This is a genomic window from Neobacillus niacini, assembly GCF_031456445.1.
GTDB lineage: Bacteria > Bacillota > Bacilli > Bacillales > Cytobacillaceae > Neobacillus > Neobacillus niacini_I.
In genome coordinates this window covers 40,632-65,408 of the sequence record NZ_JAVDUQ010000011.1, presented here as the reverse complement: position 1 = coordinate 65,408, position 24,777 = coordinate 40,632, and the positions used below count along the sequence as shown (strand labels likewise).

33 protein-coding genes and 1 pseudogene are annotated in these 24,777 nt (G+C 37.4%); 12 read left to right on the top strand and 22 right to left on the bottom strand.

Annotated features, from left to right (window positions below):
- Positions 1 to 205: 205 nt before the first annotated feature.
- On the bottom strand, positions 206 to 472 hold the full coding sequence (locus J2Y67_RS11650; RefSeq protein WP_310174124.1) for a hypothetical protein: 267 nt from the start codon (positions 470 to 472) through the stop codon (positions 206 to 208).
- A gap of 90 nt (positions 473 to 562) precedes the next feature.
- Here J2Y67_RS11650 and J2Y67_RS11645 point away from each other — a divergent pair, with 90 nt between their 5' ends.
- Entirely contained in the window at positions 563 to 1,324 is a 762-nt protein-coding gene (locus J2Y67_RS11645) for a hypothetical protein (protein WP_310174123.1), read from the top strand.
- 747 nt (positions 1,325 to 2,071) lie between these two features.
- On the opposite strand, the gene J2Y67_RS11640 is transcribed toward J2Y67_RS11645, so the two are convergent.
- The 5 genes and pseudogenes from J2Y67_RS11640 to tnpA form a co-directional block, all read right to left on the bottom strand.
- Positions 2,072 to 2,563 carry an SRPBCC family protein gene (locus tag J2Y67_RS11640; protein ID WP_310174121.1) on the bottom strand — a complete coding sequence of 164 codons (492 nt, stop codon included), beginning with the start codon at positions 2,561 to 2,563 and terminating at the stop codon, positions 2,072 to 2,074.
- Between the two features lie 94 nt (positions 2,564 to 2,657).
- Positions 2,658 to 2,846 (bottom strand): annotated as a pseudogene (locus J2Y67_RS11635) (hypothetical protein); the annotation flags it as partial.
- Between the two features lie 863 nt (positions 2,847 to 3,709).
- On the bottom strand, positions 3,710 to 4,777 hold the full coding sequence (locus tag J2Y67_RS11630; RefSeq protein WP_310174119.1) for an undecaprenyldiphospho-muramoylpentapeptide beta-N-acetylglucosaminyltransferase: 1,068 nt from the start codon (positions 4,775 to 4,777) through the stop codon (positions 3,710 to 3,712).
- Positions 4,778 to 5,080: 303 nt separating this feature from the next.
- Complete coding sequence (locus tag J2Y67_RS11625) at positions 5,081 to 6,496, bottom strand: transposase (RefSeq protein ID WP_310174116.1); 1,416 nt, start codon at positions 6,494 to 6,496, stop codon at positions 5,081 to 5,083.
- Between the two features lie 5 nt (positions 6,497 to 6,501).
- On the bottom strand, positions 6,502 to 6,906 hold the full coding sequence (tnpA, locus tag J2Y67_RS11620) for an IS200/IS605 family transposase (RefSeq protein ID WP_310174114.1): 405 nt from the start codon (positions 6,904 to 6,906) through the stop codon (positions 6,502 to 6,504).
- A 218-nt stretch (positions 6,907 to 7,124) separates the two neighbouring features.
- Between tnpA and J2Y67_RS11615 the strand changes: the two genes are divergently transcribed.
- Positions 7,125 to 7,616: a hypothetical protein gene (locus tag J2Y67_RS11615; RefSeq protein ID WP_310174113.1), complete on the top strand. Its 492-nt coding sequence runs from the start codon at positions 7,125 to 7,127 to the stop codon at positions 7,614 to 7,616.
- Positions 7,617 to 7,818: 202 nt separating this feature from the next.
- Here J2Y67_RS11615 and J2Y67_RS11610 read toward each other — a convergent pair whose 3' ends face one another.
- Positions 7,819 to 8,727: a LysR family transcriptional regulator gene (locus tag J2Y67_RS11610; protein WP_310174111.1), complete on the bottom strand. Its 909-nt coding sequence runs from the start codon at positions 8,725 to 8,727 to the stop codon at positions 7,819 to 7,821.
- A gap of 103 nt (positions 8,728 to 8,830) precedes the next feature.
- Here J2Y67_RS11610 and J2Y67_RS11605 point away from each other — a divergent pair, with 103 nt between their 5' ends.
- Positions 8,831 to 9,517 carry a class I SAM-dependent methyltransferase gene (locus J2Y67_RS11605; protein WP_310174109.1) on the top strand — a complete coding sequence of 229 codons (687 nt, stop codon included), beginning with the start codon at positions 8,831 to 8,833 and terminating at the stop codon, positions 9,515 to 9,517.
- Positions 9,518 to 9,650: 133 nt separating this feature from the next.
- A complete protein-coding gene (locus J2Y67_RS11600; RefSeq protein WP_310174105.1) occupies positions 9,651 to 10,199 on the top strand; it encodes a DUF3231 family protein in 549 nt (182 codons plus the stop codon).
- Between the two features lie 26 nt (positions 10,200 to 10,225).
- Here the strand turns inward: J2Y67_RS11600 and J2Y67_RS11595 are convergent, their stop codons facing one another.
- From J2Y67_RS11595 to J2Y67_RS11580, 4 genes are read right to left on the bottom strand one after another with little or no spacing between them, the layout of a single operon-like run.
- Entirely contained in the window at positions 10,226 to 10,528 is a 303-nt protein-coding gene (locus J2Y67_RS11595) for a hypothetical protein (RefSeq protein ID WP_310174103.1), read from the bottom strand.
- 27 nt (positions 10,529 to 10,555) lie between these two features.
- Positions 10,556 to 11,455, bottom strand: coding sequence for a pentapeptide repeat-containing protein (locus J2Y67_RS11590; protein ID WP_310174102.1), 900 nt, complete (start codon positions 11,453 to 11,455; stop codon positions 10,556 to 10,558).
- On the bottom strand, positions 11,452 to 11,877 hold the full coding sequence (locus J2Y67_RS11585; RefSeq protein ID WP_310174100.1) for a hypothetical protein: 426 nt from the start codon (positions 11,875 to 11,877) through the stop codon (positions 11,452 to 11,454). Before J2Y67_RS11585 ends, J2Y67_RS11590 begins: the two co-directional genes overlap by 4 nt.
- A 20-nt stretch (positions 11,878 to 11,897) precedes the next feature.
- Entirely contained in the window at positions 11,898 to 12,137 is a 240-nt protein-coding gene (locus J2Y67_RS11580) for a hypothetical protein (protein WP_310174098.1), read from the bottom strand.
- Positions 12,138 to 12,424: 287 nt separating this feature from the next.
- Here J2Y67_RS11580 and J2Y67_RS11575 point away from each other — a divergent pair, with 287 nt between their 5' ends.
- The 3 genes from J2Y67_RS11575 (at position 12,425) to J2Y67_RS11565 (ending at position 13,456) form a co-directional block, all read left to right on the top strand.
- Positions 12,425 to 12,556, top strand: a complete 132-nt coding sequence (locus J2Y67_RS11575; protein WP_310174097.1) for a hypothetical protein — start codon at positions 12,425 to 12,427, stop codon at positions 12,554 to 12,556.
- A gap of 185 nt (positions 12,557 to 12,741) precedes the next feature.
- A complete protein-coding gene (locus tag J2Y67_RS11570) occupies positions 12,742 to 12,966 on the top strand; it encodes a hypothetical protein (protein ID WP_310174095.1) in 225 nt (74 codons plus the stop codon).
- Positions 12,967 to 13,114: 148 nt separating this feature from the next.
- Positions 13,115 to 13,456: a YqzG/YhdC family protein gene (locus J2Y67_RS11565; RefSeq protein ID WP_310174092.1), complete on the top strand. Its 342-nt coding sequence runs from the start codon at positions 13,115 to 13,117 to the stop codon at positions 13,454 to 13,456.
- A gap of 41 nt (positions 13,457 to 13,497) precedes the next feature.
- On the opposite strand, the gene J2Y67_RS11560 is transcribed toward J2Y67_RS11565, so the two are convergent.
- The 3 genes from J2Y67_RS11560 to J2Y67_RS11550 form a co-directional block, all read right to left on the bottom strand.
- On the bottom strand, positions 13,498 to 13,668 hold the full coding sequence (locus J2Y67_RS11560) for a DUF4083 family protein (protein WP_310174248.1): 171 nt from the start codon (positions 13,666 to 13,668) through the stop codon (positions 13,498 to 13,500).
- A 170-nt stretch (positions 13,669 to 13,838) separates the two neighbouring features.
- Positions 13,839 to 14,252 carry a VOC family protein gene (locus J2Y67_RS11555; protein WP_310174090.1) on the bottom strand — a complete coding sequence of 138 codons (414 nt, stop codon included), beginning with the start codon at positions 14,250 to 14,252 and terminating at the stop codon, positions 13,839 to 13,841.
- 67 nt (positions 14,253 to 14,319) lie between these two features.
- A complete protein-coding gene (locus J2Y67_RS11550; RefSeq protein WP_310174088.1) occupies positions 14,320 to 15,618 on the bottom strand; it encodes an MFS transporter in 1,299 nt (432 codons plus the stop codon).
- A 124-nt stretch (positions 15,619 to 15,742) separates the two neighbouring features.
- On the opposite strand from J2Y67_RS11550, the gene J2Y67_RS11545 reads away from it, so the two are divergent.
- From J2Y67_RS11545 to spoIIP, 3 genes are all read left to right on the top strand, one after another.
- On the top strand, positions 15,743 to 16,960 hold the full coding sequence (locus J2Y67_RS11545; RefSeq protein WP_310174087.1) for a helix-turn-helix domain-containing protein: 1,218 nt from the start codon (positions 15,743 to 15,745) through the stop codon (positions 16,958 to 16,960).
- A gap of 707 nt (positions 16,961 to 17,667) precedes the next feature.
- On the top strand, positions 17,668 to 18,204 hold the full coding sequence (locus J2Y67_RS11540; RefSeq protein ID WP_310174085.1) for an RNA polymerase sigma factor: 537 nt from the start codon (positions 17,668 to 17,670) through the stop codon (positions 18,202 to 18,204).
- The gene (spoIIP, locus tag J2Y67_RS11535; RefSeq protein ID WP_310174083.1) at positions 18,194 to 19,099 is read left to right on the top strand and encodes a stage II sporulation protein P; all 906 of its coding nucleotides are present in this window, start codon (positions 18,194 to 18,196) and stop codon (positions 19,097 to 19,099) included. The genes J2Y67_RS11540 and spoIIP overlap by 11 nt, the downstream gene beginning before the upstream one ends.
- A gap of 104 nt (positions 19,100 to 19,203) precedes the next feature.
- On the opposite strand, the gene J2Y67_RS11530 is transcribed toward spoIIP, so the two are convergent.
- From J2Y67_RS11530 to J2Y67_RS11515, 4 genes are all read right to left on the bottom strand, one after another.
- Positions 19,204 to 19,659: a DUF2269 family protein gene (locus J2Y67_RS11530; RefSeq protein ID WP_310174080.1), complete on the bottom strand. Its 456-nt coding sequence runs from the start codon at positions 19,657 to 19,659 to the stop codon at positions 19,204 to 19,206.
- A gap of 104 nt (positions 19,660 to 19,763) precedes the next feature.
- Complete coding sequence (locus tag J2Y67_RS11525) at positions 19,764 to 20,003, bottom strand: GNAT family N-acetyltransferase (RefSeq protein ID WP_310174077.1); 240 nt, start codon at positions 20,001 to 20,003, stop codon at positions 19,764 to 19,766.
- 337 nt (positions 20,004 to 20,340) lie between these two features.
- Positions 20,341 to 20,679 (bottom strand): hypothetical protein, encoded by a 339-nt coding sequence (locus J2Y67_RS11520; RefSeq protein ID WP_310174075.1) that lies wholly within the window; start codon positions 20,677 to 20,679, stop codon positions 20,341 to 20,343.
- A 135-nt stretch (positions 20,680 to 20,814) separates the two neighbouring features.
- Positions 20,815 to 21,027, bottom strand: a complete 213-nt coding sequence (locus J2Y67_RS11515) for a hypothetical protein (protein WP_310174073.1) — start codon at positions 21,025 to 21,027, stop codon at positions 20,815 to 20,817.
- Positions 21,028 to 21,197: 170 nt separating this feature from the next.
- Here J2Y67_RS11515 and J2Y67_RS11510 point away from each other — a divergent pair, with 170 nt between their 5' ends.
- On the top strand, positions 21,198 to 21,494 hold the full coding sequence (locus J2Y67_RS11510; RefSeq protein ID WP_310174071.1) for a hypothetical protein: 297 nt from the start codon (positions 21,198 to 21,200) through the stop codon (positions 21,492 to 21,494).
- 46 nt (positions 21,495 to 21,540) lie between these two features.
- Here the strand turns inward: J2Y67_RS11510 and J2Y67_RS11505 are convergent, their stop codons facing one another.
- A complete protein-coding gene (locus J2Y67_RS11505; RefSeq protein ID WP_310174070.1) occupies positions 21,541 to 21,837 on the bottom strand; it encodes an antibiotic biosynthesis monooxygenase family protein in 297 nt (98 codons plus the stop codon).
- Positions 21,838 to 21,938: 101 nt separating this feature from the next.
- Here J2Y67_RS11505 and J2Y67_RS11500 point away from each other — a divergent pair, with 101 nt between their 5' ends.
- Positions 21,939 to 22,451: a CBO0543 family protein gene (locus tag J2Y67_RS11500; protein WP_310174069.1), complete on the top strand. Its 513-nt coding sequence runs from the start codon at positions 21,939 to 21,941 to the stop codon at positions 22,449 to 22,451.
- Positions 22,452 to 22,801: 350 nt separating this feature from the next.
- On the opposite strand, the gene J2Y67_RS11495 is transcribed toward J2Y67_RS11500, so the two are convergent.
- The 3 genes from J2Y67_RS11495 to J2Y67_RS11485 all read right to left on the bottom strand — a co-directional run bounded on the left by J2Y67_RS11495 (position 22,802) and on the right by J2Y67_RS11485 (position 24,747).
- Positions 22,802 to 23,242, bottom strand: coding sequence for a ferritin-like domain-containing protein (locus J2Y67_RS11495; RefSeq protein WP_310174067.1), 441 nt, complete (start codon positions 23,240 to 23,242; stop codon positions 22,802 to 22,804).
- 96 nt (positions 23,243 to 23,338) lie between these two features.
- Positions 23,339 to 24,010, bottom strand: a complete 672-nt coding sequence (locus J2Y67_RS11490; protein WP_310174065.1) for an alpha/beta family hydrolase — start codon at positions 24,008 to 24,010, stop codon at positions 23,339 to 23,341.
- 26 nt (positions 24,011 to 24,036) lie between these two features.
- Positions 24,037 to 24,747 (bottom strand): MOSC domain-containing protein, encoded by a 711-nt coding sequence (locus J2Y67_RS11485; protein WP_310174063.1) that lies wholly within the window; start codon positions 24,745 to 24,747, stop codon positions 24,037 to 24,039.
- Positions 24,748 to 24,777: the final 30 nt, after the last annotated feature.

The following is a 24,777-nucleotide window of genomic DNA, read 5'->3' as shown; positions in this document are numbered from 1 at the left end:
TATCTATCATTTTTCATTATTTATAGAATAAACGGAAAATCTTAACATTCATTCAGGATAATTCTTAAGAATTTCTTAAGATTATTTTATACTAGAAAGCTGTTCAAATGGACACATTTGGAAAAAGTTGCATGATGAATGGAAAAAGCGCATTGGCAAGTGTACCAATGCGCTTTAGTTTTATTTTAATATTCCACAGGCCTGATTATTTACCTCTTTGAAAAAAACGTACAAGCCCATATCCTAAAAATCCAATTAAGAGATACACAATGACATATCCAAAGGCACTGCTATTTGCCCAAAGCAATACTGTCACTAAAAACCCAAAAACAGAAACAGCTAATGTTAGTAAAATACTACTATTTAACATTGCAGTAACTACACCTTGGAGTAGAAATAATAATGGATAAATAATAATGAGCGAAAGGAAGAAATACTTATGGTCTGTTTGTTGAATAATTTGTTTTGCCATATTTATTTTGCTTACTTTTTTTAAAATAATCCATTTGCCGTCTGGAATATTTCCGTTATTTTAAAGGGATTCTAATAATAGGTGATGAATATGAAAAAAGCATTCATTGTATTTTTTCTGGTAATTGGATGTATGATGGCACCTTTTTCGATAAAGGCAAAGTCCCCTGATTCCACGCAGGCTGTCCTTCATGATTTTGTGAACGCTATAATGAAGAAGGATGACCGTTTGGCAAAAAAGTTGATTAAGCCTTCTGTTAAAATCCCAGAAATCCGTGAGAATACACCGATTCAAGGAGTTCAAACACTGCCCTCCCCCCATAGGAATGCAAGAATCCTCTTGGCACATTTTGAACGAGAATATTTTGATAACAACTCATTCGCCGAAAGGATTGCTTTTATTTGGGAAGTTTACGTCGAGAACAATAAAATTTCTAGGATCAAAGTGCTTTCTGATCTATCCAACCCACTTATGAATGAACCAATCAAGGAGTACCAGGAAAAATTTAATAAGCAGCTGCTCGTTCCGGCTTATTTTCCCTTTAAAATTACCCATGTTCAAGGGAATGTGGTTTACAATGAGGCGATCTGGTTTTATCGAAATAAAAACGGTAAATTATCCCTACAAGCAACGCCTCATTCAGGAAAGTTGGGGCCTTTAAAGGATTATCGTTCCCTGATTCTGAAGAATGGTCTAGAGGCTTTTATTATAGAGATTCAAGCTGGCTATCAAGTTATTTTTCATTATGATGATATTCAATACACAGTGAAACTTGAGGGTGAAAAGAAGCTGTATCAACCTTTGGAAAAAGAACTGATTGATGTTGTGGAATCGATGTTTCCGAATGATTAGCAGCTTGGGATAAATGAAGGACACTTTCACGGGGGGCTTACCGATTTTTGGCCTTCATCGACCTTATGAAGGACATTTTCACGGGGGACCTTCCGATTTTTGGCCTTCATCGACCTTATGAAGGAACTTTCACGGAGGCTTACCGATTTTTGGCCCTCATCGACCTTATGAAGGACACTTTCACGGGAGGCTTACCGATTTTTGGCCTTCATTGACCTTATGAAGGGCATTTCACGGGGGGCCTTCCGATTTTTGGCCTTCATCAACCTTATGAAGGACACTTTCACGGGGGACCTTCCGATTTTTGGCCTTCATCAACCTTATGAAGGGCACTTTCACGGGGGGCCTTCCGATTTTTGTCCTTCATCAACCTTATGAAGGACACTTTCACGGGGGGCCTTCCGATTTTTGTCCTTCATCAACCTTATGAAGGACACTTTCACGGGGGACCTTCCGATTTTTGGCCTTCATCGACCTTATGAAGGACACTTTCACGGGGGGCTTACCGATTTTTGGCCCTCATCGACCTTATGAAGGACACTTTCACGGGGGGGCTTACCGATTTTTGGCCTTCATCGACCTTATGAAGGGCATTTCACGGGGGGCCTTCCGATTTTTAGCCTTCATCAACCTTATGAAGGACACTTTCACGGGGGACCTTCCGATTTTTGGCCTTCATCGACCTTATGAAGGACCTTCCCATAGTCTTCAAACTTGGATTTGTCCTTCAACACATAAAATAAAATTTTATTTAGATTTTGCTGAGGTAAATTCATTTACAGCATGAATATATTTTTCATACCAGATCTTCCATTCCTCAGTTCTTGATTCGATGGTTCTTCCATCTAACAGTGCAAGGATTACTTCCAGACACATATGCCAGCCGGCGAGATCTTTTGGCGTGTGGTCTGTGATTTCCTTTATTTCCTCCGTTAACACCAACAGGCATCCATGCGTTTCCGGGTCCAATTCAAAGCGCATCGTGTTATCCCACCAGGTAAGTTCCAATACAGAATTCATTTTCAGTTCGGTAATCGTCAGCTTGTCAAAAGTACCATTGGGCATTTTAAATCTAATCGTCCCGCCTTCATGGAGCTCTTCAACATGTAGCTCAGGAAACCATTGAGAAAGTTTATTATTTTCCGTCAACCATGCCCAAACCTCTTGGACGGAATGTTCCCAATGCCGTTCATACCGGGCAATTGCCCCATCTCCTGTTATTATCATTTCCGCTATCATTTCTTAATCCCCCTAACCGATTGAGAAGTTTTTTACTATTTTAAAAATACCATTTTCTATATAGGAAAAAAACTTTTCAATTAAAATTGCTTTCTTATCTGTCATATTCTCCATTTTTCTGGGGAATTTTATTTTCAATTCCTGCATTTAAAACTCTTTTATGAAAAGAGGTTACATCTGGACGAGTGGCCAACCCTAAAACTCCACCGCTCGCTTGCATTGCAAGAATGGACATATTTCGTAAATACATTAACACGAAAGTATCAGAAAAAAGTTTTGGAGTTTGTGGATTTACACCTTAATCATGGTACCCTTCGTTTTCTTCAAAAAATCCAATCATGTGATTAGAAGTAAAGACATGCTCTTTTTTGAGATTAAAGCGTAATATGTAAAAAAAATTCAAGGTGATCGAATGCACACTATTATTACGGGAACGGATACGGGTCCCATTTATTTAGGCTATTCTTCCCCAATGTTTGGACCTTGGAATCAGTTCATACACCATCATAGTATTGAACTTGGCCATCACGTTATTCACATCATCCCCGCTCTTCATGGGTATCCTCCTATGTTTCCATATTTCGGACCGTTCGTGCCTTTCCGAAAAAATATTAATATTTAACTTGGGTAGAATAATGACCGAAATAACCCACTTTCACAGCGATTAGTCCACATGCATAACAATTTCACCCCCGGTTGGCTTGTCCTTATATGGAGTTTTAAACTCTTTAATAATCAGTAACAGAAAATAGTATTTTTACTAAAAAAAGATACCCGTGGTTTCAGGTATCGTCATGAAAGATGTAATTTATAAGCTTCTAACAATTAAAATAATAATAGCCAAAATTAGTACCGCCATTATGATAAAAGGAGTTAGTCCTGAACTAAAAACTACATAAACCGTAATATGGCGGAAAGCATTTACGACCATATAAATGAATAAAACGAAACCCAAAAATACGATTAGAGCCGCATTATTTTCTCTCTTCACATTAACGAGCCCCTTTCAAAAGCAAAACCAATCCCGACAGACAGTTAGTCCTTTATATAACACTTTATTAGCTACAATTTGTATTATTCTTGAAGTCCCAAATTTCCCATAAAAAAAGCGATCCTCCATAATCGAAGAATCACATACTAACAATTTTAGGGCCTTAGCCCGTTAATTTCATTTACAAGGGTTTGCAATGCATCCCCCATTTTTGACTGTTCCATTTTCCTGCGAATATCTCCACTTCTCTTCTGCAAAGTCTCCAATTGTTCAACCAATGTTTCATTCGTCAGGTTTTCTTCCTTTAACGTTAGCGAGTACCCTTTATCTTCGAAGGCTTTGGCATTTAAAATTTGGTCCCCGCGGCTTTGTTCCAAACCTAAAGGAATAATCAGCATTGGGATTTTTAAAGCTAAAAATTCAAAAATCGAATTGGAGCCGCCTCTGGTAATAACCAAATCCGTAGCCGCTAAAATATCAGGCAGTTCATCATGAATATATTCAAATTGCTTATATCCAGGCACATTAGAAAAACTCGGATCGATATTATTTTTGCCACATAAATGCACAATCTGGTACTCAGCAGTCAGCTCTTTTAAAGCCCCTCTCACGGCCTCATTAATTTTTTTCGCGCCCAAACTTCCACCCATTATCGTCAAAATCGGCTGGTCATGATGAAAATCGAGAAACCTTTTGCCTTTTTCATCCGATCCTTTAAAAATCTCTCTTCGAATCGGCGACCCAATCACGAAAGTCTTTTGAGCTGGGAAATACTTCTTCGTTTCATCAAAGGAAGTAAATATTTTGGTCGCAAATCTTTGAGAAATTTTATTGGCCAAGCCAGGGGTAATATCACTTTCATGAATAAAAATCGGGATTTTTAAAGACCTGGCTGCAATAATTACCGGTACGGACACAAACCCGCCTTTTGAGAAAACAAGTTTTGGTTTTACCTTTTTCAAAATTCTCCTCGCATCGAGGCACCCTTTTAATACCCGAAAAACATCGATAACATTCTCTACATCTATGTATCTTCTTAGCTTTCCGCTGCTGATTCCATGATAGGAAATATTAATTTTTGTAATTAACTCTTTTTCAATCCCCTTTTTAGAACCGATATATTGAACGTTCCAGTCATTGCCGATTTCCTTAATAATCGCAATATTAGGTGTTACATGTCCGGCCGAGCCTCCGCCAGTTAATACAATCGTCTTTTTCGACATAAATCCTCCTAATCAACAAAGCATTTTGGTATTCATTATATGGGAAAATAGACCCTGACGCTCACCCATCCATAAATGGAGGGGGTTCCACCTTTAAATAACTCGGGCTCTTCCAATCTCTAGATGGATTCTAGAAAATGAACTTCACTTCTGTCTAAAAGGCTTCGACAGCCGAAATCGTTCTAATGCAAATAATCGAAACAGGACTATTTACACGGGCTCGGATTCCCTTGCCACTAACAATTTATTGACTGTTTCGGGGTACGTCTGCACCGAGAGATTTAACCTCCTATCTCAAAAGGTTTATATTCCAAATGTTGAAATGTATTTTCTTTCCGGCTTCATGATTTTCAATTTTGAAACACACTCATCCAATACAATGGAAAATTTAATCCAATCCTCGCATGCCTTTTGGATATTTATACGATTCGTTTTGGTTACATATCTAGCTAAATACGCACTAAATAAATCGCGTTGAGCGATTACTCCACACTCACAATTATGCCATCTCTGTTTAAGCGGCTTCTTCTTGACCCTTCCACAATGACAGGATTGTGATAATTTAGTGGAGTTGGTAGGAAATTCTCGAAATTCGCCGCCCTGAGAAATCACTTTTCGTTTTAAGATAGTTAAAAACTTGCTGGGGGCCTTTCTGCCAATACTTTTCCCGAATATTTTTTGAAAGGCCTTGTAGGAGAGTTTTTCTGTTTGTATAGAAAAAGCTCGTTGTAAGATTTGGTTCGTGTCCCGTCCATGCAGCTGCTTTCTTACTTCTTTGATCTTTCGCTCCAATTCTCGGTGCTCTGAACGAGTATGTTGATATCGATTGGAGAATACCCACTTCTTTTTCCCTTTTTTTACGACTCCATTGTTTTGATAGTTACTCGGATTGTTGGCTCTTCGTTGCCTGTCCATTTTACGGTTTATTCGTCTTTTTTCTTTTTCCATTAAAACGACTTCTTCACAAAACTCTTTTAATTCTGCTTTCGACTCTCCTACTATCGCAATGGTAGAAGGACCAATGTCTAGTCCAATATTCTCCTTTCCAAGTTCATATTTGCGATAAGGATATCCTTCCAAGATTAACTGGATATAAAAATGATTTTTCCCTTTTACTTCTTTTTTAATAATCCTGCAGTATTTTATTTTCTGCTTTAAGGCATACTGCATCCATTTATCTTTCGGATCAAATAAGCATTTCAAGGTAAGCCTTTTCCCGATCAAAACATATCCATTCGAATAAGTGAGAAATGTTTGATTATTTTTCCCTTCTAATGAGACAAACTCACCCTTGCGTTTAAACCTTACTTTTTTGGCTTGTTTAAAGGCATATTTCTGAACAGCTTTAAAAGCGCGGGTAGCGATTTTTTGGCATACATGGGTTCCCAAATGTTCTGCAATAAAGATGGAATCATTTTTCGTTTTAGTCCCAAATGATTGGATCGAAAAATCCGTAAACCCAAATTTCTCATTGAGAGTTCTAAAATTATCTTTGCGTTTTTCTTTATCTTCTTTTAAACATTTTGAAAGCTGAATCGTTTCCTTGTAGAGGTCCGTTCTTTGAATTACCTTAAGCCTTTTCATAGATTCACCAAGACAGGCGTTGTACAGCTGCCTTCCACAATCAGACAACACCAAAAGCTGTTTCTCTTCCTTCCAATTCGTTTTCAATCGAATCGTCGCTACAAAAGAGGGAGTTCTTTCTTTCGATGTTGCCATGGGATTTACACTCCTTTTTGGTTTTCTATATACTGTTTTACCACTTCAAGTGTTGTGCCGCCGACAGTGGAAACAAAATAGCTACTCGTCCATAAAGAAGGGATTCTACTCTTTAACCACGGAAATTCACCGCGTAAATATCGGGAACTTCTTCCTTTCATCATTCTAATAAGTTTATTAATTCCAAATTGGGGATCGCACTCAACAAGGAGGTGTACAAGATCAGGCATAATCTCCATTTCAATCACTTCTGAACGAGTTTCTTCGGCTACCTCGTGAATAATAGATTTAAGCCTCTCATCTACTCCGTCGACTAAGACACTTCTTCTATATTTCGGGCACCAAACTACATGGTATTTACAAGAATATACTACATTGTTATTACTTTTATACTCTATTAGACTTTTCATATATTTATTATATCAAAAACCTCAAACTACTTCAATATTTTCAGGAACATTTGTTCCCTGAAATTCAAAAACAACCTCACCCCTTACATGAATGCAGGGGCTTGCAGTTGTTTCCTTGGTCAATTCCACTAAGATTAGCGAAAATCAATTTTGTTTTCATACTTCATTCCATTTTGGGAAAAATAATCACGACTAAAATGTTGGGGGAAATTTGAAAGATGAAAACAAAACTAACCACCTTTGCGTTAATTCTTTTATTTCTTATCTCCATAGCTTTAGAGACTGAAGCACTGAGCTTTAATAAATTACCAATCAAACATACATCGAAGCAGTGGTCCGTAGAAGTAGCAGAGCCTGGGCATGGCAAAGGGCTAGTTAAATCTGAGAAAGGAAAATTTAATACCTACTCTTTAGAGATTCACAAGATTGGGAAGGATGTAAAATCAGTAGAAGTGTTTATGTATCGCAATGAACCAAATTCTACTACAAAGTTTGCTCTTTTTGGATGTCCTGACGGCAAGGATTGCACGGAAGACCGTGTTGAACATGCACGCTTTTTAGCCAAGCAATTGAATAAGGGTAAACCCTATCGTTTTGAAAATTTCCCTTTGGCGAATAAAGCTACAGAATTGGAAGTTGAAATTATCTGGACGCAAAAGGGCCAGGAAGGCAGACCATTAAAAGAAACCTTTACTTTTGCAGTAGAGTGAAGACGGGCATCGCGCATTGCACGATGCCCTTTATTTGCATTATTTTGTCTCTCTAACTTCCGAAAAAGGAAAGAAAACAAATTCACCTTTCCCACTAATGCAATAACAATTGATTTTACCCAACTCTTTACTTCTTTTTTCGTATATAGATTCATTCTCCGTCCAACTCCTTTATTTTTCTATTTGTAAAAATTGTCCATTTTCACTTCAATTCCTTCATCCAGTTTTTAAGGGACGTAATAAATTCTCCTGTTTCCTGTATTTCTAGTTTCGTGACGACATAGGTAAAAGAAACAGGAGGAACGATTTTATCAGGTTTGATTTCGACCATTCTCCGATGCCTTAATTCTTCCTGAACAACTGATAATGGTAGATAAGAAACACCTAGTCCAGTTTCAATAAATCGCTTAGTAATTTCCATTTGAGTTACAGGGATGGTCCGAATTTTTGGATAGTATTTTTTAATCTCTGATAGTAAAGTATCCCAATAGGCTGGATGGTTATCGGTTAATAGCCTGAATTGCTGAAGCACATTCTCCTCATTTAAATTGGTTTTATGTTGTTTTTTTTCCTCAAGATTAGGCGCCACCAGGATAACAGGATCTCGATGAATCCTCTCACATGAAAGATCTGTTTGAATGGGCTTCATCCTGGATAAACCAATGTCGGCTTTTCCTAAGCTTATTTCCTTACCTATCTCAAAGGAACGAACCACATTGATCATCACCTCAATATTTGGGTGTTGTTCCATAAAGATTCGCAAAAATAAAGGTAAAATAGAAACAGCAATTTGGGGAGCCACAGCAATCGTCAGCTTACGGTTGTAGCCTTGCTTCCATCCTTCGAATTCCTCCATCTCATCCTCATATTTTTTCAAAATCTTAATGGCGGATGACAGAAACCTGGAACCTGCAGGGGTAAGCGAAACATTTTTCCCACTCCGTTCAAATAAGGAAATATGAAGATATTCCTCTAACCTCTTAACGTGCTTGGTTACCGCCGGTTGTGTTAAAAAAAGTTCCTCAGATGCTTTGCGGAAATTTTCATATCTAGCCGCAACAATAAATGTTTTTAACCATTTTATATCCATTTCAATGACAGCCCTTTTCATTAATAACAAATTGTTATTAATTTTATTGAAATTCGTTAATTTTCATTATATACAATCCCTTTTATAATTCATATTAAGTTAAATCACAAAGGGGCTGATTCATTTGAATACGACTAGACAAAGTGTAAAAAGCAAATTTGATGAAAACGCGGCATCCTATGATCATCAAAGAAGAAAGTTAATTCCTTGTTTTGATGATTTCTATTCGATTCCCGTTTCTATCATTAACTCAAAAACCAAGACTCCATCCGTTCTTGATATTGGTGCAGGAACAGGACTATTTTCATTTTTCCTAAAAGAAAAATACCCGGATGCCCACCTAACTTTGATCGATTTATCTGAAAAGATGATAGATGTTTCAAAGGAGCGATTTAGCCATTACCAAGATATCCGCTATATTGTTGCAGATTATACAGACTATAGGTTCGAAGAAAAGTTTGATATCATCATCTCCTCTCTTTCCATCCATCATCTGTCAGATGAAGAGAAACGAGAACTTTATGATAAAATTTTCTTTTTACTAAATGAAGATGGGATGTTCATAAATGCTGATCAGGTGCTTGGGAATACGCCATTTATCGAATCGCTTTACAAAAATGACTGGAAGAATAAAATTGAAAAAAGCGGTTTATCGAAGCAGGAAATTGAGGCTGCTAATGACCGAACAACACTTGATAAAATGGCAACACTTAAAGACCAACTTGGTTGGTTGAAGGAAAGTGGTTTTCAGGATGTCGATTGTATCTATAAATACTTTAATTTTGTTATTTTATTTGGAAGAAAGAATTAAATATTTTACAAAAAACCTGAGATTCGTCTCGGGTTTTCTATTTTAGTGACCATGAATACGTAAAATGATTTTTGTTTAATCCCCATAAAATTGGATACCATATTACGTAAACAATGACGAAGGATGGCCTGTAATGCAAAATATTTTTGAAACAATGTTCGATTACCTAAAAACAACCTATGATACTGAGCCAAAACCGCGTCCGCATATTGGCGAGGCGATGGGATGCTGGCTTTATTTTACTGCCCTTGCAGAGGAGGTTCCCATTATCGAAGCTTCTTTAAATACCACTACCGACGATGAACTGATGAATTTGCTAAATAAATCAAAAAAGCTTGGGGAGCATCAAAAGAACCTCCTTCAAGCATTCATGGTTAATGAAGGGATTCCATTATCACAAGCCTCGGAATCTAAACCGAACTCCGATCCAAATAGCATCCCTTTAGGGGCAAAAATGACGGATGAGGAAATTGCCAATTTTATTTCTGCAAAAATTGCCACCAATATTGTAATGTGTGCAACCAACATGAGTCAAAGTATCCGCAATGATATGGGGCTAATGTGGGCAAGATTTCAGGCGGAGAAAATGATACTTGGTATGGAAGTGAAAATTGCAATGCGTAAAAGAGGATGGATTAAAGTTCCGCCCTATTACTATGCACCAGGTGCACCAAGCCATTAACTTCTTGGTGCTCTATCCTTTTTCATTTAATCATCATATGGCCAAATATAAAAAATGGAAGAAACACCTTCACTAACCGCTTCATCGTAACATTCAAGTGGATCCTCATCTTCAGGATCATCCTCATACATTTCTCGTGTAGCGATAAACTGCTCTTCCACCGTGATTACTTCCCAGCCCTCATTGTTTATGTAGTTCTTGGCTTTCGCTAATGCGAAGTTAACATCGATTGAATCCACCCAGCAACAAACAAATGCACCTGCACAATCCTTTTTTTCGGGATTATCTGCTAATGGTATGGCGTCAAAAGTAAAATAATAAATCGGCATTGTATGCTCCCTTTGATAATCTCAATCTTATTTATTTTCAGTAGTAGACCAGTGAGTTGGACGAGTAAGCGCTGGCGGCAATTTTGTATTAGCATCGCCCTTTGCTGCGTTAATTTGAGCCTGCGTTAGAAAAATACTTCCAGTTAAGTTTGCTCCGCGAAGATCTGCCTCTCGGAAATCCGCCCCAATTAGGTCCGCTCCTCTTAAGTCGGCATCCTTAAGATTAGCTGCAATAAGGCAGGCTCCTCTTAAATTCGCACCTTGGAGATTAGCCCTTCGAAGGTTAGCCCCAATCAGATTAGCTCCCCGGCTGTAGGTTTTCCGTGGGCTTTTTGAACCCTTTTGCTGGCGCCCGGACTCAGTACGTACTAGTTCACTAGTCTTTAGAAGCAATACATTTACGTCTGCCCGGTGCGCCGGCAGGTTTAATTCCATAAGAGATTTAGGACTAAGATAGGTAAGCTGTTCTGTCTTCTGAAGCATGATGCTGAGATCCTTTTGGATGGAGTGAGTTTCCTTTAGCATTAACGCTTCGTTCAAATACAAGAGCATCTCATGAAGCTGTTGCATCACCGGAAATACATCAAACATTTGCTTTGCTGATTGTGGATTTTCACGCCAGTCATTTCCTTCAAAAGTAATTTGGGATACTTTTTGACCCGCACCAAAGCATTCATATACTGTGCAGCCTTTAAAACCCTTTTTCCTCAGGTCTTTGTGGATACCGCACCGAAAATCTGCTTGAAGATTACAGCAGGGACTCCCACCTTCTTTTCCAATAGCGAAGTCTGCGGAAACGGCAAACGGCAAGGCAACGCAGCACAAACTGAAACAATTCTCGCAATCCGAACGGAGTTGATCGTGATGTATACCATGACTAGTAGTTTGATCGTAATTCTTAGACAAAATCGGCACTTCCTTATTCATTGGTTCTTACACCTTATCATACTATCTATTTCAATAAGATAAGAATTGATTTCTTTTATTTTGACATTTTTCCCTGCATTTGTGAATTTGTATATATCGCAAAAAGCAACACGTTTCTTATCTGTTAATATTAATGTACCATTTATAGCCCCTTCCCTGCCGTGCGTGATGATATTTTGGATATGTAATTCCGTTACTGTATGGGATCTGTCATTCAAGGTTTCAATAAATTGAGCTTTTCCTTGGACCCATTTCTCACCAATAATATTCCAGCAAATATGCTCAGACAACATTTCCGTAATAATATCGATATCATTTTTTGTAAATGCAATGCTGAGTTCCTTCAGCAGCTTCTTTTTCGGCGCGTTACCGCAATCTTCAGGAGATATGATTTTTAAATCATCTTCAAAAATTTTTTCCATCATCCCACTCCCCTTACTTTTTAACGCCTTGACCTCTTTGAAAAATAAGAAAACAATATAACTAGTATACCGGTAAATTGAACACTAAAACCTATTAAGGTGATGACAATGGAACGCGACATATAATCATAATAATAAAAAGTTCCATCCCCTGGATATTTAATATAGTCAGTCCATTCCTCTGCGATGCTTGGACTATACAACATAAAAACTAGCCCGATAATTATTAAACAGGCTCCTAATGAGTATTTACTACCCATTTGATCTAACTCCTTTCCTGATAAAACACTAACTTAAAAATTATTCTAGTAAACTTAAATTCGACATGATTCCATTTTTATCCTCTATTTTAACAAAAAATGGGTTTATAAAAGGACCACTCCTGAGATTGGTCCTTTTTAATCCATTATTTATTCATCCTTTTATAATCTTTACTCGTGATGATGATTTCATATTTGTCATCTTCCTTTTCCAGTAAAAACCACCTGACAACTGAAACCGCTTCCATTAAAATAGAAAGTAAGAAATAGGAGAGGGGATAGAGACAATGGAACTTTTATTTGAACTTCGTGTATATAATCAGTCTGAAGAACCATGTGAAGAAAGCACCCCAAATAAAGAAATAGAAGAAAATTTCGATATCTCCGATTATGATTATAATAAAAGATTGTGGTTTTAATCTAATAAAGTGATGTAATAAAGAGCTTGGAGTAATTGAATCTCCAAGCTCTTTTTTATTTCTCATGCACTCTATTCAAAAATATAATAAATCCAGGCCCCTTTTAAAATATGGTCTAAATCAAATCTTTCTCAAATATTTTATATGTAGAATACCAAAAATCATATGAAATGGGAGAGAGTAAAATGTTTGTTGTTTATTTTTTCGAAAACAAAAATCTTTTATTAACTCAGCTTCTTCAGCGTGTCCCGTCTGTAGGTGAAAATTTAAAAATTAAAGGCCGTAAAGGGAAAGTTTCGAGTGTTACTAATGTGGATGAACAAAAATTCCAAGTGCAAATCGTCTTAGAAACTGTTAATAAAAATAAGCTTGCGGCAGTTGTAGATAACTCAAAAAAGAAAAAAAGATAAAACTAAAAGAGCACACATACCTGATATGTGTGCTTTTTCGTTTGACAGTAGTGAATTTAATCTTTTCAGCATGAGACAATTTTTCTTTGTAACATAATTTTTTGCTACTTATGAAACCATAAGAACAAAAACAAAAGAGGGAATAGACGTGAAAAAGCTACTTATAGGTTTGGCCTTGTCATTTGTTTTTTGTTCGGAAATCATAACTCCACGAAATTTATTGAATACTGTACATGCGCAAAGGAAACCCATTCCGCCCTATGCCAAATGGGGAGTATTAGCAATGAAGAAAACAAAAGAAAAGTATCCTAATGCGCAAATCATTGATTATCTTCATATTGGCAGAATCAGCGGTCCTACTAATTCAACGGAAAAATTCAAGCTTTGGTTAAAACATAATAGAAAGGAATTTGGGGTTTTTATCGATATTGAATTTAACAACAAAACGGAGCAAGTGATAAAGGTTACTTTTAAAGAGACACCTAAATGATAGCGGATTTTTAAAAACTCGACTATTGCAGTCGAGTCAGGCTAATTGAGCTTTTGCGATTTTTGTTCCACTATTTTATCCACTTTATTTTCAATCCGTTTTAATTGCTCATTTCTCTTTTTCAAAGAACGTACAAAAAGCACGATGAAAATAATGAAAATAATAGGAACAAGAATTACAAATAGCTGAAAGATAATGTCTCCTATATTCATACTCAAGATGGTTCACCTCTGTCATTTTACTAGATTATACTATTTGCAATAGGATTCTTCACTATGAGTTACTTACAAAATGTCTCCTATTGCCTCTATTGGAGACAATTTTGGGTGCTTTTTTCTTGATAATTGTCTCCAATTAACCCCACTTAGCCAAAGTAAGCTGCTTACCCCTTCGGCACCTTACTAAAATCCATATACAACACATTCCAACGATGACCATCCAAATCAGCAAAACCACAGCCATACATCCAGCCCTGGTTCTCCCCGGGAACAGCGAAAACATCTCCACCTGCCATTTCCACTCTCCTAGCCATTTCATCTACCTCTTCCCTGCACTCCGCGTCAATCGAAAACAATACCTCACCAGCTTGCATCGCATCGGAAACTTTATGTTTGATAAAACTTTGAAAAGTTGACTCTGGAAAAAGCATCACAACGATCCCATGCTCTCCTACTGTTAATTTAACATAATCCCCATTCCCCTGCTGTCCATCAACAGAAAACCCTAACTTCGTATAAAATTCTTGTGCCTGATTCAAATCTTTCACAGGCAAATTAATCCAGAATTGTTTTGGCATCATTATTCTCCTTTTTAATCTTCTCGATTACATATTCTCAATTATTTCTAAAACTCCTTTAAAACTTTCACGAAACTGCTCCAAATTTTCCCTTCACCGCTTTCCCGTGCACTAACTCCGGATGCACCTTTCGGATTACGGACGGCCTCGCAAGAAAAAGGACCACTCCGATTAATAGTGACGCAGACACGAGCAAAATCCATTGGGCAGGAAATTGATCATACAAAAAGCCGTATAGAACCATACCTAATGGAATTAGACAGGTCGCCATGGTTTCAAGGATGGAAAAAACTCGCCCTTTATAATCATCCTCTACCTGCTTTTGCAGCATTACATTTATAGGGGTATTAACGCAGATTAGAAAGGCACCAAAACCAAACATAATCACTAGGTAAAAACTGAAAACCATGCTAGCAGACACTTGGAGCATTAACGGCAAACCCATCGCCCCCATCATCGTTGCCATCCCAATCATGGCTCGCTTTGAAAACAGCAAGGGAAATTTCACTTCTTTTCTTATTGAAAAATAAATCGAAAACAGCAGCATTCCCATCGCAAAAGCCCCCTGGGTGAAACCAAATGAACGGGAAGCCATTTTTAATTTTTCGATGAGAATGTAAGAATAGCCCACTTCAAATGCTCCAAAAAGGAAGTTAATGAAAAAAGCAATCCAAATGATGACCAAAATCACCCTCTGCATTTTTAAATCTTGAATCCCTGCCTTAATACTTTGCCACATTGATTCTTTCTTTTCTTCACTATGCTCTTTTCGGTTTGCAAACAAGTTGAAATTCATCGTTGACTCAAGAAATACAGCAATAATGGATGCGGACATGTAAAGGATAAGGAATACGGGCATTGAAATGGTTCCGTATAATAGCCCCCCAACTGAAGGGCTGGCAATCGACGCGAATGAAATAGACATCTGATTGAGGGACATGGCTCTTTGAACTCTCTTCTGGTCAACAAGACCCGTAATCGAAGAAGAAAATGTTACGCCGGAGAACATAGATGTAAGGGATAAAACACATGAGGTGGTGTAAATGGCTGTTAAAGATAAACCCTTGGTGACATTGACGAGTAATAATCCTCCAATCGTTAACGTTGCAGCAACTTGGGCAAGAATAATTATCTTTTTCCGGGAATAACGATCCGCAAGATACCCGGCAAACGGAGCAGCCAAAGTTCGCGGTAAGATATTACACAATAAATTCATCGCAAAACTTGTTGCGGAACCCGTTAAATGCAAGATATAAAAGCTAATGGCAAAGGAATAGACCTGTGCACCGAAAGAAGAAATCATTTTGCTGATAGTAAATGTCCACAAGTGATACGTGGCTTTTTTCAGTTTCTGACAATCTTCCATGTGAATCCCCCAATTTTTATGAAAGTTTAATTTAATTAAACAAATTATACCATCTGCTCCTCTTCCTTTACAAGTTAAAGTTTAATATAATTAAACAAACAACCAATCTAGGAGTGAACCTTGCATGTTAGGTGAACGTATTCGAAAACTTAGAAAGCAAAAAAAGATCACGCTTGAGGCACTTGCAGGGGAAGAGCTTACGAAAGGGATGCTCAGCCTGATTGAAAATAATAAAGCGAAACCTTCGATTGAAAGCTTAACCTATATCGCCGAACGCCTTGGGGTGGAGGTTTCAGAGCTACTTGAGGAGATTAGTACGCAAGAACTTAGAGATATTCTTGAAAAAGCAGAGAAGTTACACAACACCAAGGATGTAGAGGATAAATATAAACAGCTTATTGACCTCATTGAACCCGTTGTCCCAAAACTGTCTCAAGGCTATGAATCGGCAAGATTACTTGATCTATTCAGCAGAGGCCTTTATGAAGAAAAAAAGCCCGGTTGGCCGGAATTTGCTAATCGCTCTGCCAAAATGTACGACGATATGAACCTTACTTCCAAGCGCGCAAAAATCTGTCTTTTTCGTTACAAAGTGAAGTTTCTCGAACATGACTATAATCAAGCCTTAAATCTTTTCTTAAAAGAACGATCTGAAATCGAGGCAAACCACGTGAATATCGATCCAATGACACGAGTGGACTTTGATTATAATGAAGCCATCGGCTATTTTGCTGTTGGGAATATGGAAGCCGCTACACAAGTAATGGAAAACGCAATCAAGTTTTCAAAAGAGCATCGAATTTTTTACCGTATTGATGATTTATATCGGGTGGCGACTGCACAAGCGATGATGGTCCATGATGAGGAAAGAAAAAGACATTATTTAATGAAGTTAAAGCAATATGGAGATTTTGCGGATGATGTCATGTCGTTCCTTTTTTGTGATCTTTTAGATGTCATGTCTCTTATTTCGGAGAAGCAGGATTATGTGAAGGCATTAGAGCAGATTGAACAATATTTTTCTGATCCAAAAATGGTAGATATGTTCGAAAGTTTGTTCCTGCTCGAAAAAAGTAAAGCTTTGTATGGGCTTAGACGCTTCGTTGAATCCATTGATTGTTTAAATAAAGTGAAAATATCTGTTCATACCCACCACCCATTCGATTTGGCGTTATTTTATGTTAAAGATTCGTATAAGGCTCTTTGTTATCATGAACTTGGAAATCTTGTTCAAGCAGTTGAATCAGCGAAAATAGCGGTGGAAAACTTTGCAGCATTGCCGGAGTCGCCATTTAAAGAGTTTGCTTTTGGAACCCTAACGAATATTGAAAGCGCACAGTGAGGGCACTGTGCGCTATTTATCGTTGTCTTTAACCAAATAGACGGAACGATAGTGTAATAGTACACCCAATTCTCGAATTTTCATATTATATTTGCTGATCTGTAAGTTTTATTTGCCAATGGAAGTACTTTATTTGTGGATCGAAGCCTTTTATTTGCGAATGGAAGTACTTTATTTGCGGATCGAAGCCTTTTATTTGCGAATTAAAGAAAATATCTAGGACTATATAAGATCTCCAAAAGGAGGAATGCAGCTGTACAGTTTTTGCCGGATTAGCGTCTTGATTCCTGTTTTTAAGCGTAATTGTCTTATTTTCAACTTTAATAAATAAACTGTTCCCGATAATATAACCTATACCAGTAAAAAGAATAATAAGCGTACTGATTATGGCAAAGAGATGCTTTTTTATCCTCCTTATCAATTGCTTTTCGCTTTTTTCAGAAGGTTCCCAAAGTCCTTCAACATCCATCCCCCCTTATAAAATTAGTACCTGTTTTATTAAATTCGTTACAAAAAAATTAGCCACTAACAAAATCGACTAATTTAATAGAATTCTTTTTTTAAACGTCTCTATATCACCTTAAGTATAAGGTCCCGTTATCATAATTTTAAAGGAGTTCTCTCTTTACCTAGCGAAAATTAATTGTAACCTTTTACGAACCTCAAACGATTAATAATTGAATAACTTCATCGGGGGAGGGATTTAGTTGAATGATTTTGAGAACTTGGAAGACAGTATTAGTGAAATCTACCGCCTGCATTATTTAGATGTTTACAGGTTTCTGATTTGTTTTTCAGGAAATCAAAATGAGGCAGAGGATTTGACGCAGGAAGTTTTTATTCGTGTGCTAAACAATCTATCTAATTTTAACAATGGAAATCTAAAAACATGGATTTTTGCCATTGCCAAGCATGTTGCAATTGATTATTACCGCAAAAAGCGGTTTACATCCATTTTCAAAGAGAATTATTTCAAGCAGCTGAAATCGCCGGAGAGCAGTCCAAATGAACAAATGGAAAAAGATGAGTTGAAAAAATTCATTCATGAAGCTATTTCCAAACTAAAACCAAACCATCGTGCTGTTGTCATCCTAAGGGGAATTAATGAATTTTCAATTAAGGAAACCTCGGAAATTCTTCAATGCAGTGAGTCCAAGGTGAAAGTGGACTACCATCGTGCCTTAAAAGACCTCAGAAAGAAACTGAAGTTAAATGTAGGGGAGGTTTTAGGGAATGCAAACTGAAAATGAACTGTTCGAACTGATTAAGGAAACCTATCCACTGAATCCTAGACCGGATTTTGTTTCAGCCACGGACGAAAAACTCAGACAATCTGCAAGAAAATTAACAAGAAAAAGGAAAATAAAACGTGCATCCATTGCTTCATTTAGTATCGTCCTTAGTGCATTAGTCATCTCTTGGTTCTTCTTTTTAAATGGAAGTGAGATGCTTAAATCCACCTTTTCTTCTATTGAAAATAAAAATTCGGCACCGGTTTTGATAAACGAACAAAAGCCAGTCATCTTCATCTATCAAACACATAATTGGGAGTCATTTATTCCCGAAATCAACGAAACGGATCCTGCAGAGGCTACGGATCAAACCACCAATATAACTTTAGTTGGTGAAAGACTCAGTGATGCTTTAAATCGAAAAGGTGTGAGAAGCATTCAAGATCAAAGTGATATATTGGGGATTTTAAAAGTAAAAGGATTATCTGCTGATAAGGCCTATGCCGTTTCAAGAGAGCCTTTAAAAAATGCTTTAAAATATCAGAAAAGCATTAAGATGGCTTTTGATGTACACCGTGATTCACTAAGAAGAAAGGCCACTACAATTAAAATAAACGGAAAAGATTATGCAAGAATTTGTTTTGTAATCTCTAGTTCCAATAAGCACTATCAGGAAAATTTGCGATTTGTTAAACTGATTCACAAAAAATTAGAAATGACATATCCCGGTCTTTCGCGTGGAGTTGTTTCAAAACCAAATGTAGATACAATGCAAAACACTTACAATCAAGATCTTTTAGGAAAATCGGCATTAGTTGAAATTGGCGGTGTAGACAATACTTTGAAAGAAGAATATCGATCTGCAGATGCTTTAGCGGAAGTTATGAAAGAAATTCTTAACCAATGACCCAGATCTTTAATTTTTTACTCCTTCTATGATCCCTCAGCCCATATGGCAGAGGGATTTTTCTTTTCAAAAAAAATAAAGGTGCCAGTTCGACACCCTGTCTTTTAAAACGGTTTCAAAATCATCAATGTAATGATGATGATAAAAATGGTATTTTCAATATATTCGATAAGAAACAGACTTTTGGCTAAACGTTTATATTCTTCAGGGATTTCCTCGCCTTTATGTGATTCCAACAGAGCTTTTATCGGCTTCGATCTTGGAGATAGCGCTAGCGGACCCATCGCCAATGAAATTAAAAAGAGAATAAGGCTTGTTACATACCAGCCCATCTGAAAGAGCGCCGGATTAAGAAATCCCATGGTCAATCCGGTAATTAACAATAACGTGCCGCCCACCATCACAAAAATATGTATTTTATTTCTGATTTTATAGGAATGCCTTAATTCGGTCATGGTATTCCCCATTTTGACTACAGTCGTTAAAATAAAACCCGGTCCCATTCCGAGTATGGCTGAAAATATATGTATGAAAACGATGATTTTGTAGAAAGTAATCACAGTATGCCCCCTCCATTCTCTGCCCCAATTTTACCATATTCTTAGGAAAAAACATGTGATAGAAATGGCAGACAGATTCAGGATTTTCTCACTCGTCATTTGGGTTAATTCCCAAGTAAGGTACCATCATCTTTAAAAATTCCAAAGTTATAGGTAAGATCATTCTTTTCGTCCTTTTCAAATTTCCGGATTCTTTCAAGCTGTGATTCAATAGAATAGAAATCTTCCCTTCTTTCCATCGAAAACCTTTCGAAAAAGGTACGGTTTTCTACCTGTAATGCAAGCATTGCCACAGCATCTTCTGCTACGAATGGTCTTATGTATATATGGCTCCCCTTAATCATACAATCTTCCTTTCCAATTAAGCTTATCTTGATTATGATGATGAGAAATTGGATTTAATTAAAATCGTATATGCGGTGAAAGGCCAACCGGGTTCCCATTCATTATACTATTTTAGCATATATATCCATTGTATTTTAATTATTGTTTGAAGAGGTATCATTAGTGATTTTAAGCAATCGATTAAAACTCTATTTTTGCTTTTCAGGAGCAATGAAATAGAAAGAAAACTCGCCGATTGGCAAGCCCCCAAGGGCGAAGACAGAGGCGAAGTTGCACTTATACTTTCCTATTAGCCAACAAAAAGAAAAAACATCGGAGAACCGACGCCTTTTCCTTTCAACCTCCTACCTCATTCCTTTTCCGAAGAACATAACAGGTCCCATCCTCCGCAAAATACAAATATTCTCCCTGGTCGATATTAAAATGAACATTCTCTTTGTCGTACAGGAGTTTTGTGACCTTTACAAATTGCTCCACTAAATCATTTGCTGGATTAAAGATGATTTCCCCACTTTTCTGCGTTGTTACGAATCCTTTCGGGTTACTTTTTCGTTCCGGTTTTAATTCAGTAGTCCAGGCTCCAATTAGCAGAACAGTATTCGCTGTAACCCTCGATTTTCTATTTTGGATAGACCAGGTTTTCCGGCAATTACATCGATGGATTTTGCTCTTCATCACCAAATACCTTCTTTCAATAAGAAAATGAAAAAACGTATCATGGTAATTGTATTCACCGCAGGCTTGGCCTATTTTAAAGAAACCATCAAAAATGAAAAAGCCTGGATCCCTCCAAGCCTGTTTAATCACAATTTACGTTTCTTTATTATTTCTTACAATCGTTAATAATTCATCGAGCTTTTCATTTCTTTCCCGATCTAGCTTTGTTTTTTCATTCATGAACTTAATAATATTAACGACAAAAAGAATTCCTAGTACAATCAGCACTAAATAAACGATAATTGGTAAAAAGCTAAATAAGACAAATAAGCCCTCTGATGCAAAAAAGGAATGACCACTAAACATCAAAATCCTCCCCTAACCCCTAAAATACATGCATATTATACCTTAGTTTCCATTCTTAGGAATTATGATTATTAAAGAGGAAATTAAATTCTAACTTTAGATTAAAATGGTAGAATAAGATGGGATTAACAATATTATATATATAAATAAAGATTTATGGGGGATTTATGATGTCACCTTCGAAAGTTCTTAAATGGGTAACTGGCGGATTAGAGGCATTACTTGGAATTCCGATTCTGGGTGGAACAATTGTCCTTAGTCTTGCTTGGACTCCATTGGGAATCATGCTGGTTTTACATATTATTACTCTTGTATTAGCAAAAAAAGATGGCGGTGCTGTTTCGGGGAGCGTCCTCGGGATTGTGACTTCCTGTATTGCTTGGATTCCAATTATCGGAATGATCATGCATATTATTACAGCCATTGTTCTAATGGTAGACGCTGCAAAATCTTATCGACAAGCATAAAGACACGCAAAAGCAGTTCTAGAAAGTTTAGAACTGCTTTTTTGATTTACCTTAGGTTCACTTTCTCAAAATGCTCAACCGTAGGGAATGGATCATAAAAATGATGTAAAAGCTTTTTCCATTCCTGATATTCAATTGATTGCCGAAATCCAACGGTATGGTCTTCTAATGTCTCCCATTTCACCGTTAACAAATATTTTCCGTCAACCTCCAGACAGCGCTGTAATTCATGTGATATATAACCGCCCATGGATGAAATAATTTTGGAGGCCTGGCGAAAGGTTTCCTCGAATTCCTGTTCTTTTCCTTGTTTAACCTGAAGCATTGCCGCTTCTAAGATCATAAAATCTCCCCCTATTCAATTCACTTTGGCTTTTTCTAAAACGATGAATGTAACATCCTCTTTTGGGAATTATAGGATAAAAAGACTTTGAGGAGTTCTTCATGATTGCTATTGCCTACTCGGTTATCTGGATTGCCGCTGCCTTTAAGTTAGCAGACCGCAATTGGAAACCCTATTATCCTACACTTCTGTATGCTTCGCTTGGTAATGCTTTGTACGAACTCATGTGTTATAAGTATCAGCTCTGGCAAATGGAACCAAATGGACTGCCTTTTGCGATGATCCCGATGTTGTTACTTATTTTACTGGGAATGCCACTATCAACCTGGATTTATCTTTCAAAATATCCTTTTGAAAAAGGGCTCTCCTCCCAAGCACTTTACATTTCTTTTTTTGTCGTACTTTTTGTTATATTGGAATTTTTATCGATAAAATGGGGTGCCATTACCTATCACCATAACTGGAACCTATTATGGTCCTTTTTATTCGTAATAGTTATGTTCATAATGCTCCGGATCCATTATCAAAGACCGTTAATGGCACTTATCTTTTCTGTTATTTTTGCTGTATTTCTGTGCTTGATGTTTGATGTTTCACTAGATAAAATGAAGTAATTTTAATGCCGGAGGTTTCGCTCTGGCTTTTTCACAAATTTGATGCACTAAGAACGTTTTATCTGCAGTAAAATGGAATTTATCTGCGTACCCAGCAATTTTATCTGCGTTTCTCAACCATTTATCTGCGTTCACAGGACTTTTATCTGCGATACGATTTTTTTATAATGAAAGCCTGCACGCTTGCGGACATGATTTCCATACCTCTGTCATTTTAAGAACTTCTTATCTTTTCGTCTCCACAGGCACTATGCGACCTCGATAGTTCCCACGCTTCTGATTTTTTCGTCTCCACGGGAAAATAAAAAAGAACCCAAATAACATAATCAGAGTTCTTTCCAAAACTGCTATTATTTATTTTTAGTAAAATAGTAAAGGAACCACACCGCATGATTTTGCTCATCCGCTGCCGCTCTACGAAATACCTCTTTTATTTGCTTCGTCGTTGCAGCGTCAGCAATCTCCAAATAAAAATCAACGGTTTTCTGTTCATCTTTTAACGCAAATTCTAATCCGTCCAAATAAGCAGCCGGACACGCCTCTACAATCTTCGGTTGCACCTGCCTCCCAGTTAGACTCATATACACTTGCTGGAATTGTTGAAAATGCTTAATTTCATCCTGCCGAATTTCAAGGATTCTCTGTCGCTCCTCATCATTCTTCGCCAAGTTAGCTATCTTAGAATAACAATTGATGGCACTATACTCACCATTCACAGCCTTTTCAACATCACTGACCAAGTTACTCGGTTGTCTAAAAAGAGCATCATGATAATTTGTATATGGAAACATCGCTCAGCCTCCCCGTCTTACTGTTACTATCCTATGGGAAAATGAGGAACTAGGTGCAATATATTGCTCTAAAAAATCTTACTCTCGCCACTTAGACTAATAAGTTTTATACCTTATCAAAAAATCCTCTACTTGTTTCATAACTTCTTTTAAAGCTTCTATTGATGCAAAAATTTCGCCACTAATTTCTAAACTATGATTTGCACCTGGCACAACAAAAGTCCGGACAAGAGGATTATTTTTTAAAGAGGAAACTCTTTCTACATTAAAATGATGGTCCTTATCCCCAAGCACACAAAGTGAGGGGCGGTTGGAATTCAGCATAGCCTTGTAAACCTCATCAATTTTTACAAGCGGGGTTAGCCAGATACCACACGCATTTTGAACAAAACTTTTTTCTGACCATGCCTTTGCCATTGAAATCGTTCCAATGGATTTGCCCAAAATAAAAAACTGTTCATAATTCGTATTTTTCAGGACTTCATAGGTGACAGCCCTCACATCATCGTACATCCACTGTTCTTGTTCCGCATAAGGAAGCTTTTTATACTTTTCATTTTTTGCAAACTGATAATGGATCTGTAAGACATCCACATGATGATTCAAAAATAACCCCGTCGCATAATGAAAAAGCGGCCGCTGTGTTGTATAGCCGAGGCCTGGCAGCATGATACAAATGCTTTTATTCGGTTTGTCACTTCGTATCCATGTATATGGGATAGTGTAAAATTCATTTCTAACCACCTGGTCTTCGGAAATTTGATACACCATGTTCCCCCCCCGCTCGTTTTTACTTATTCATTCGGTCCATAAACCCGTCTTTGGATATCCACCGTTGATACCTGAGCCTCAATTCGTTTTTCTATCGTTGCTCTTAAACCCGGTGCGAGCAATTCACATTGGGCAAGCTCACGTAAGTCAGCGAAATTCTGCTTCTTGGCATGGATAATTTCATTACACTTTGAAATGGTCCATTGAGGATAAGGCCGTTCGATTAAAGTAAAGCTTTGTCCTTCTTCCACCAATCCCTCTTTTAAAACGCGAAAATACCAGCCGGTTCTCCCGGTGTTCTGAATTAAAAGTGCTAAAGTTTTCACTTTAAAACGGCGAGCCGGCTTCCAGCATGGCTGTCTTGGCTGTGAAACTTGAACAACCGCCTCACCAATTTGAAAGGTATCGCCAATCGAAATGGTTTCCTCTGTCCCATTTTCCATTAAAAAATTCTCACCCATTCCTCCAGGAGAGATTTGCGCGTATCCTAATTCATTTTGCCAATAGGCATAGCTTTCGACCGAATAAGCGAAAACTGCTTTTTCCGGTCCGCCATGGTGTTCAAGATCAAATTGTCCGTCACCATTTAACTTGGTTTTTCCGACCCAGACAGGTCCATTTACAGGCTCTTTAAAAATTCCGCTGGTCCACTCACGATCCATTGGATTTGGAGCATTTTTATCTCCAACCTTTTTCGGCATGCCGACAAAAATCTTTTTTAGCAGAATATCCATCTGATTTCCTCCATTTCCACTATATAATCT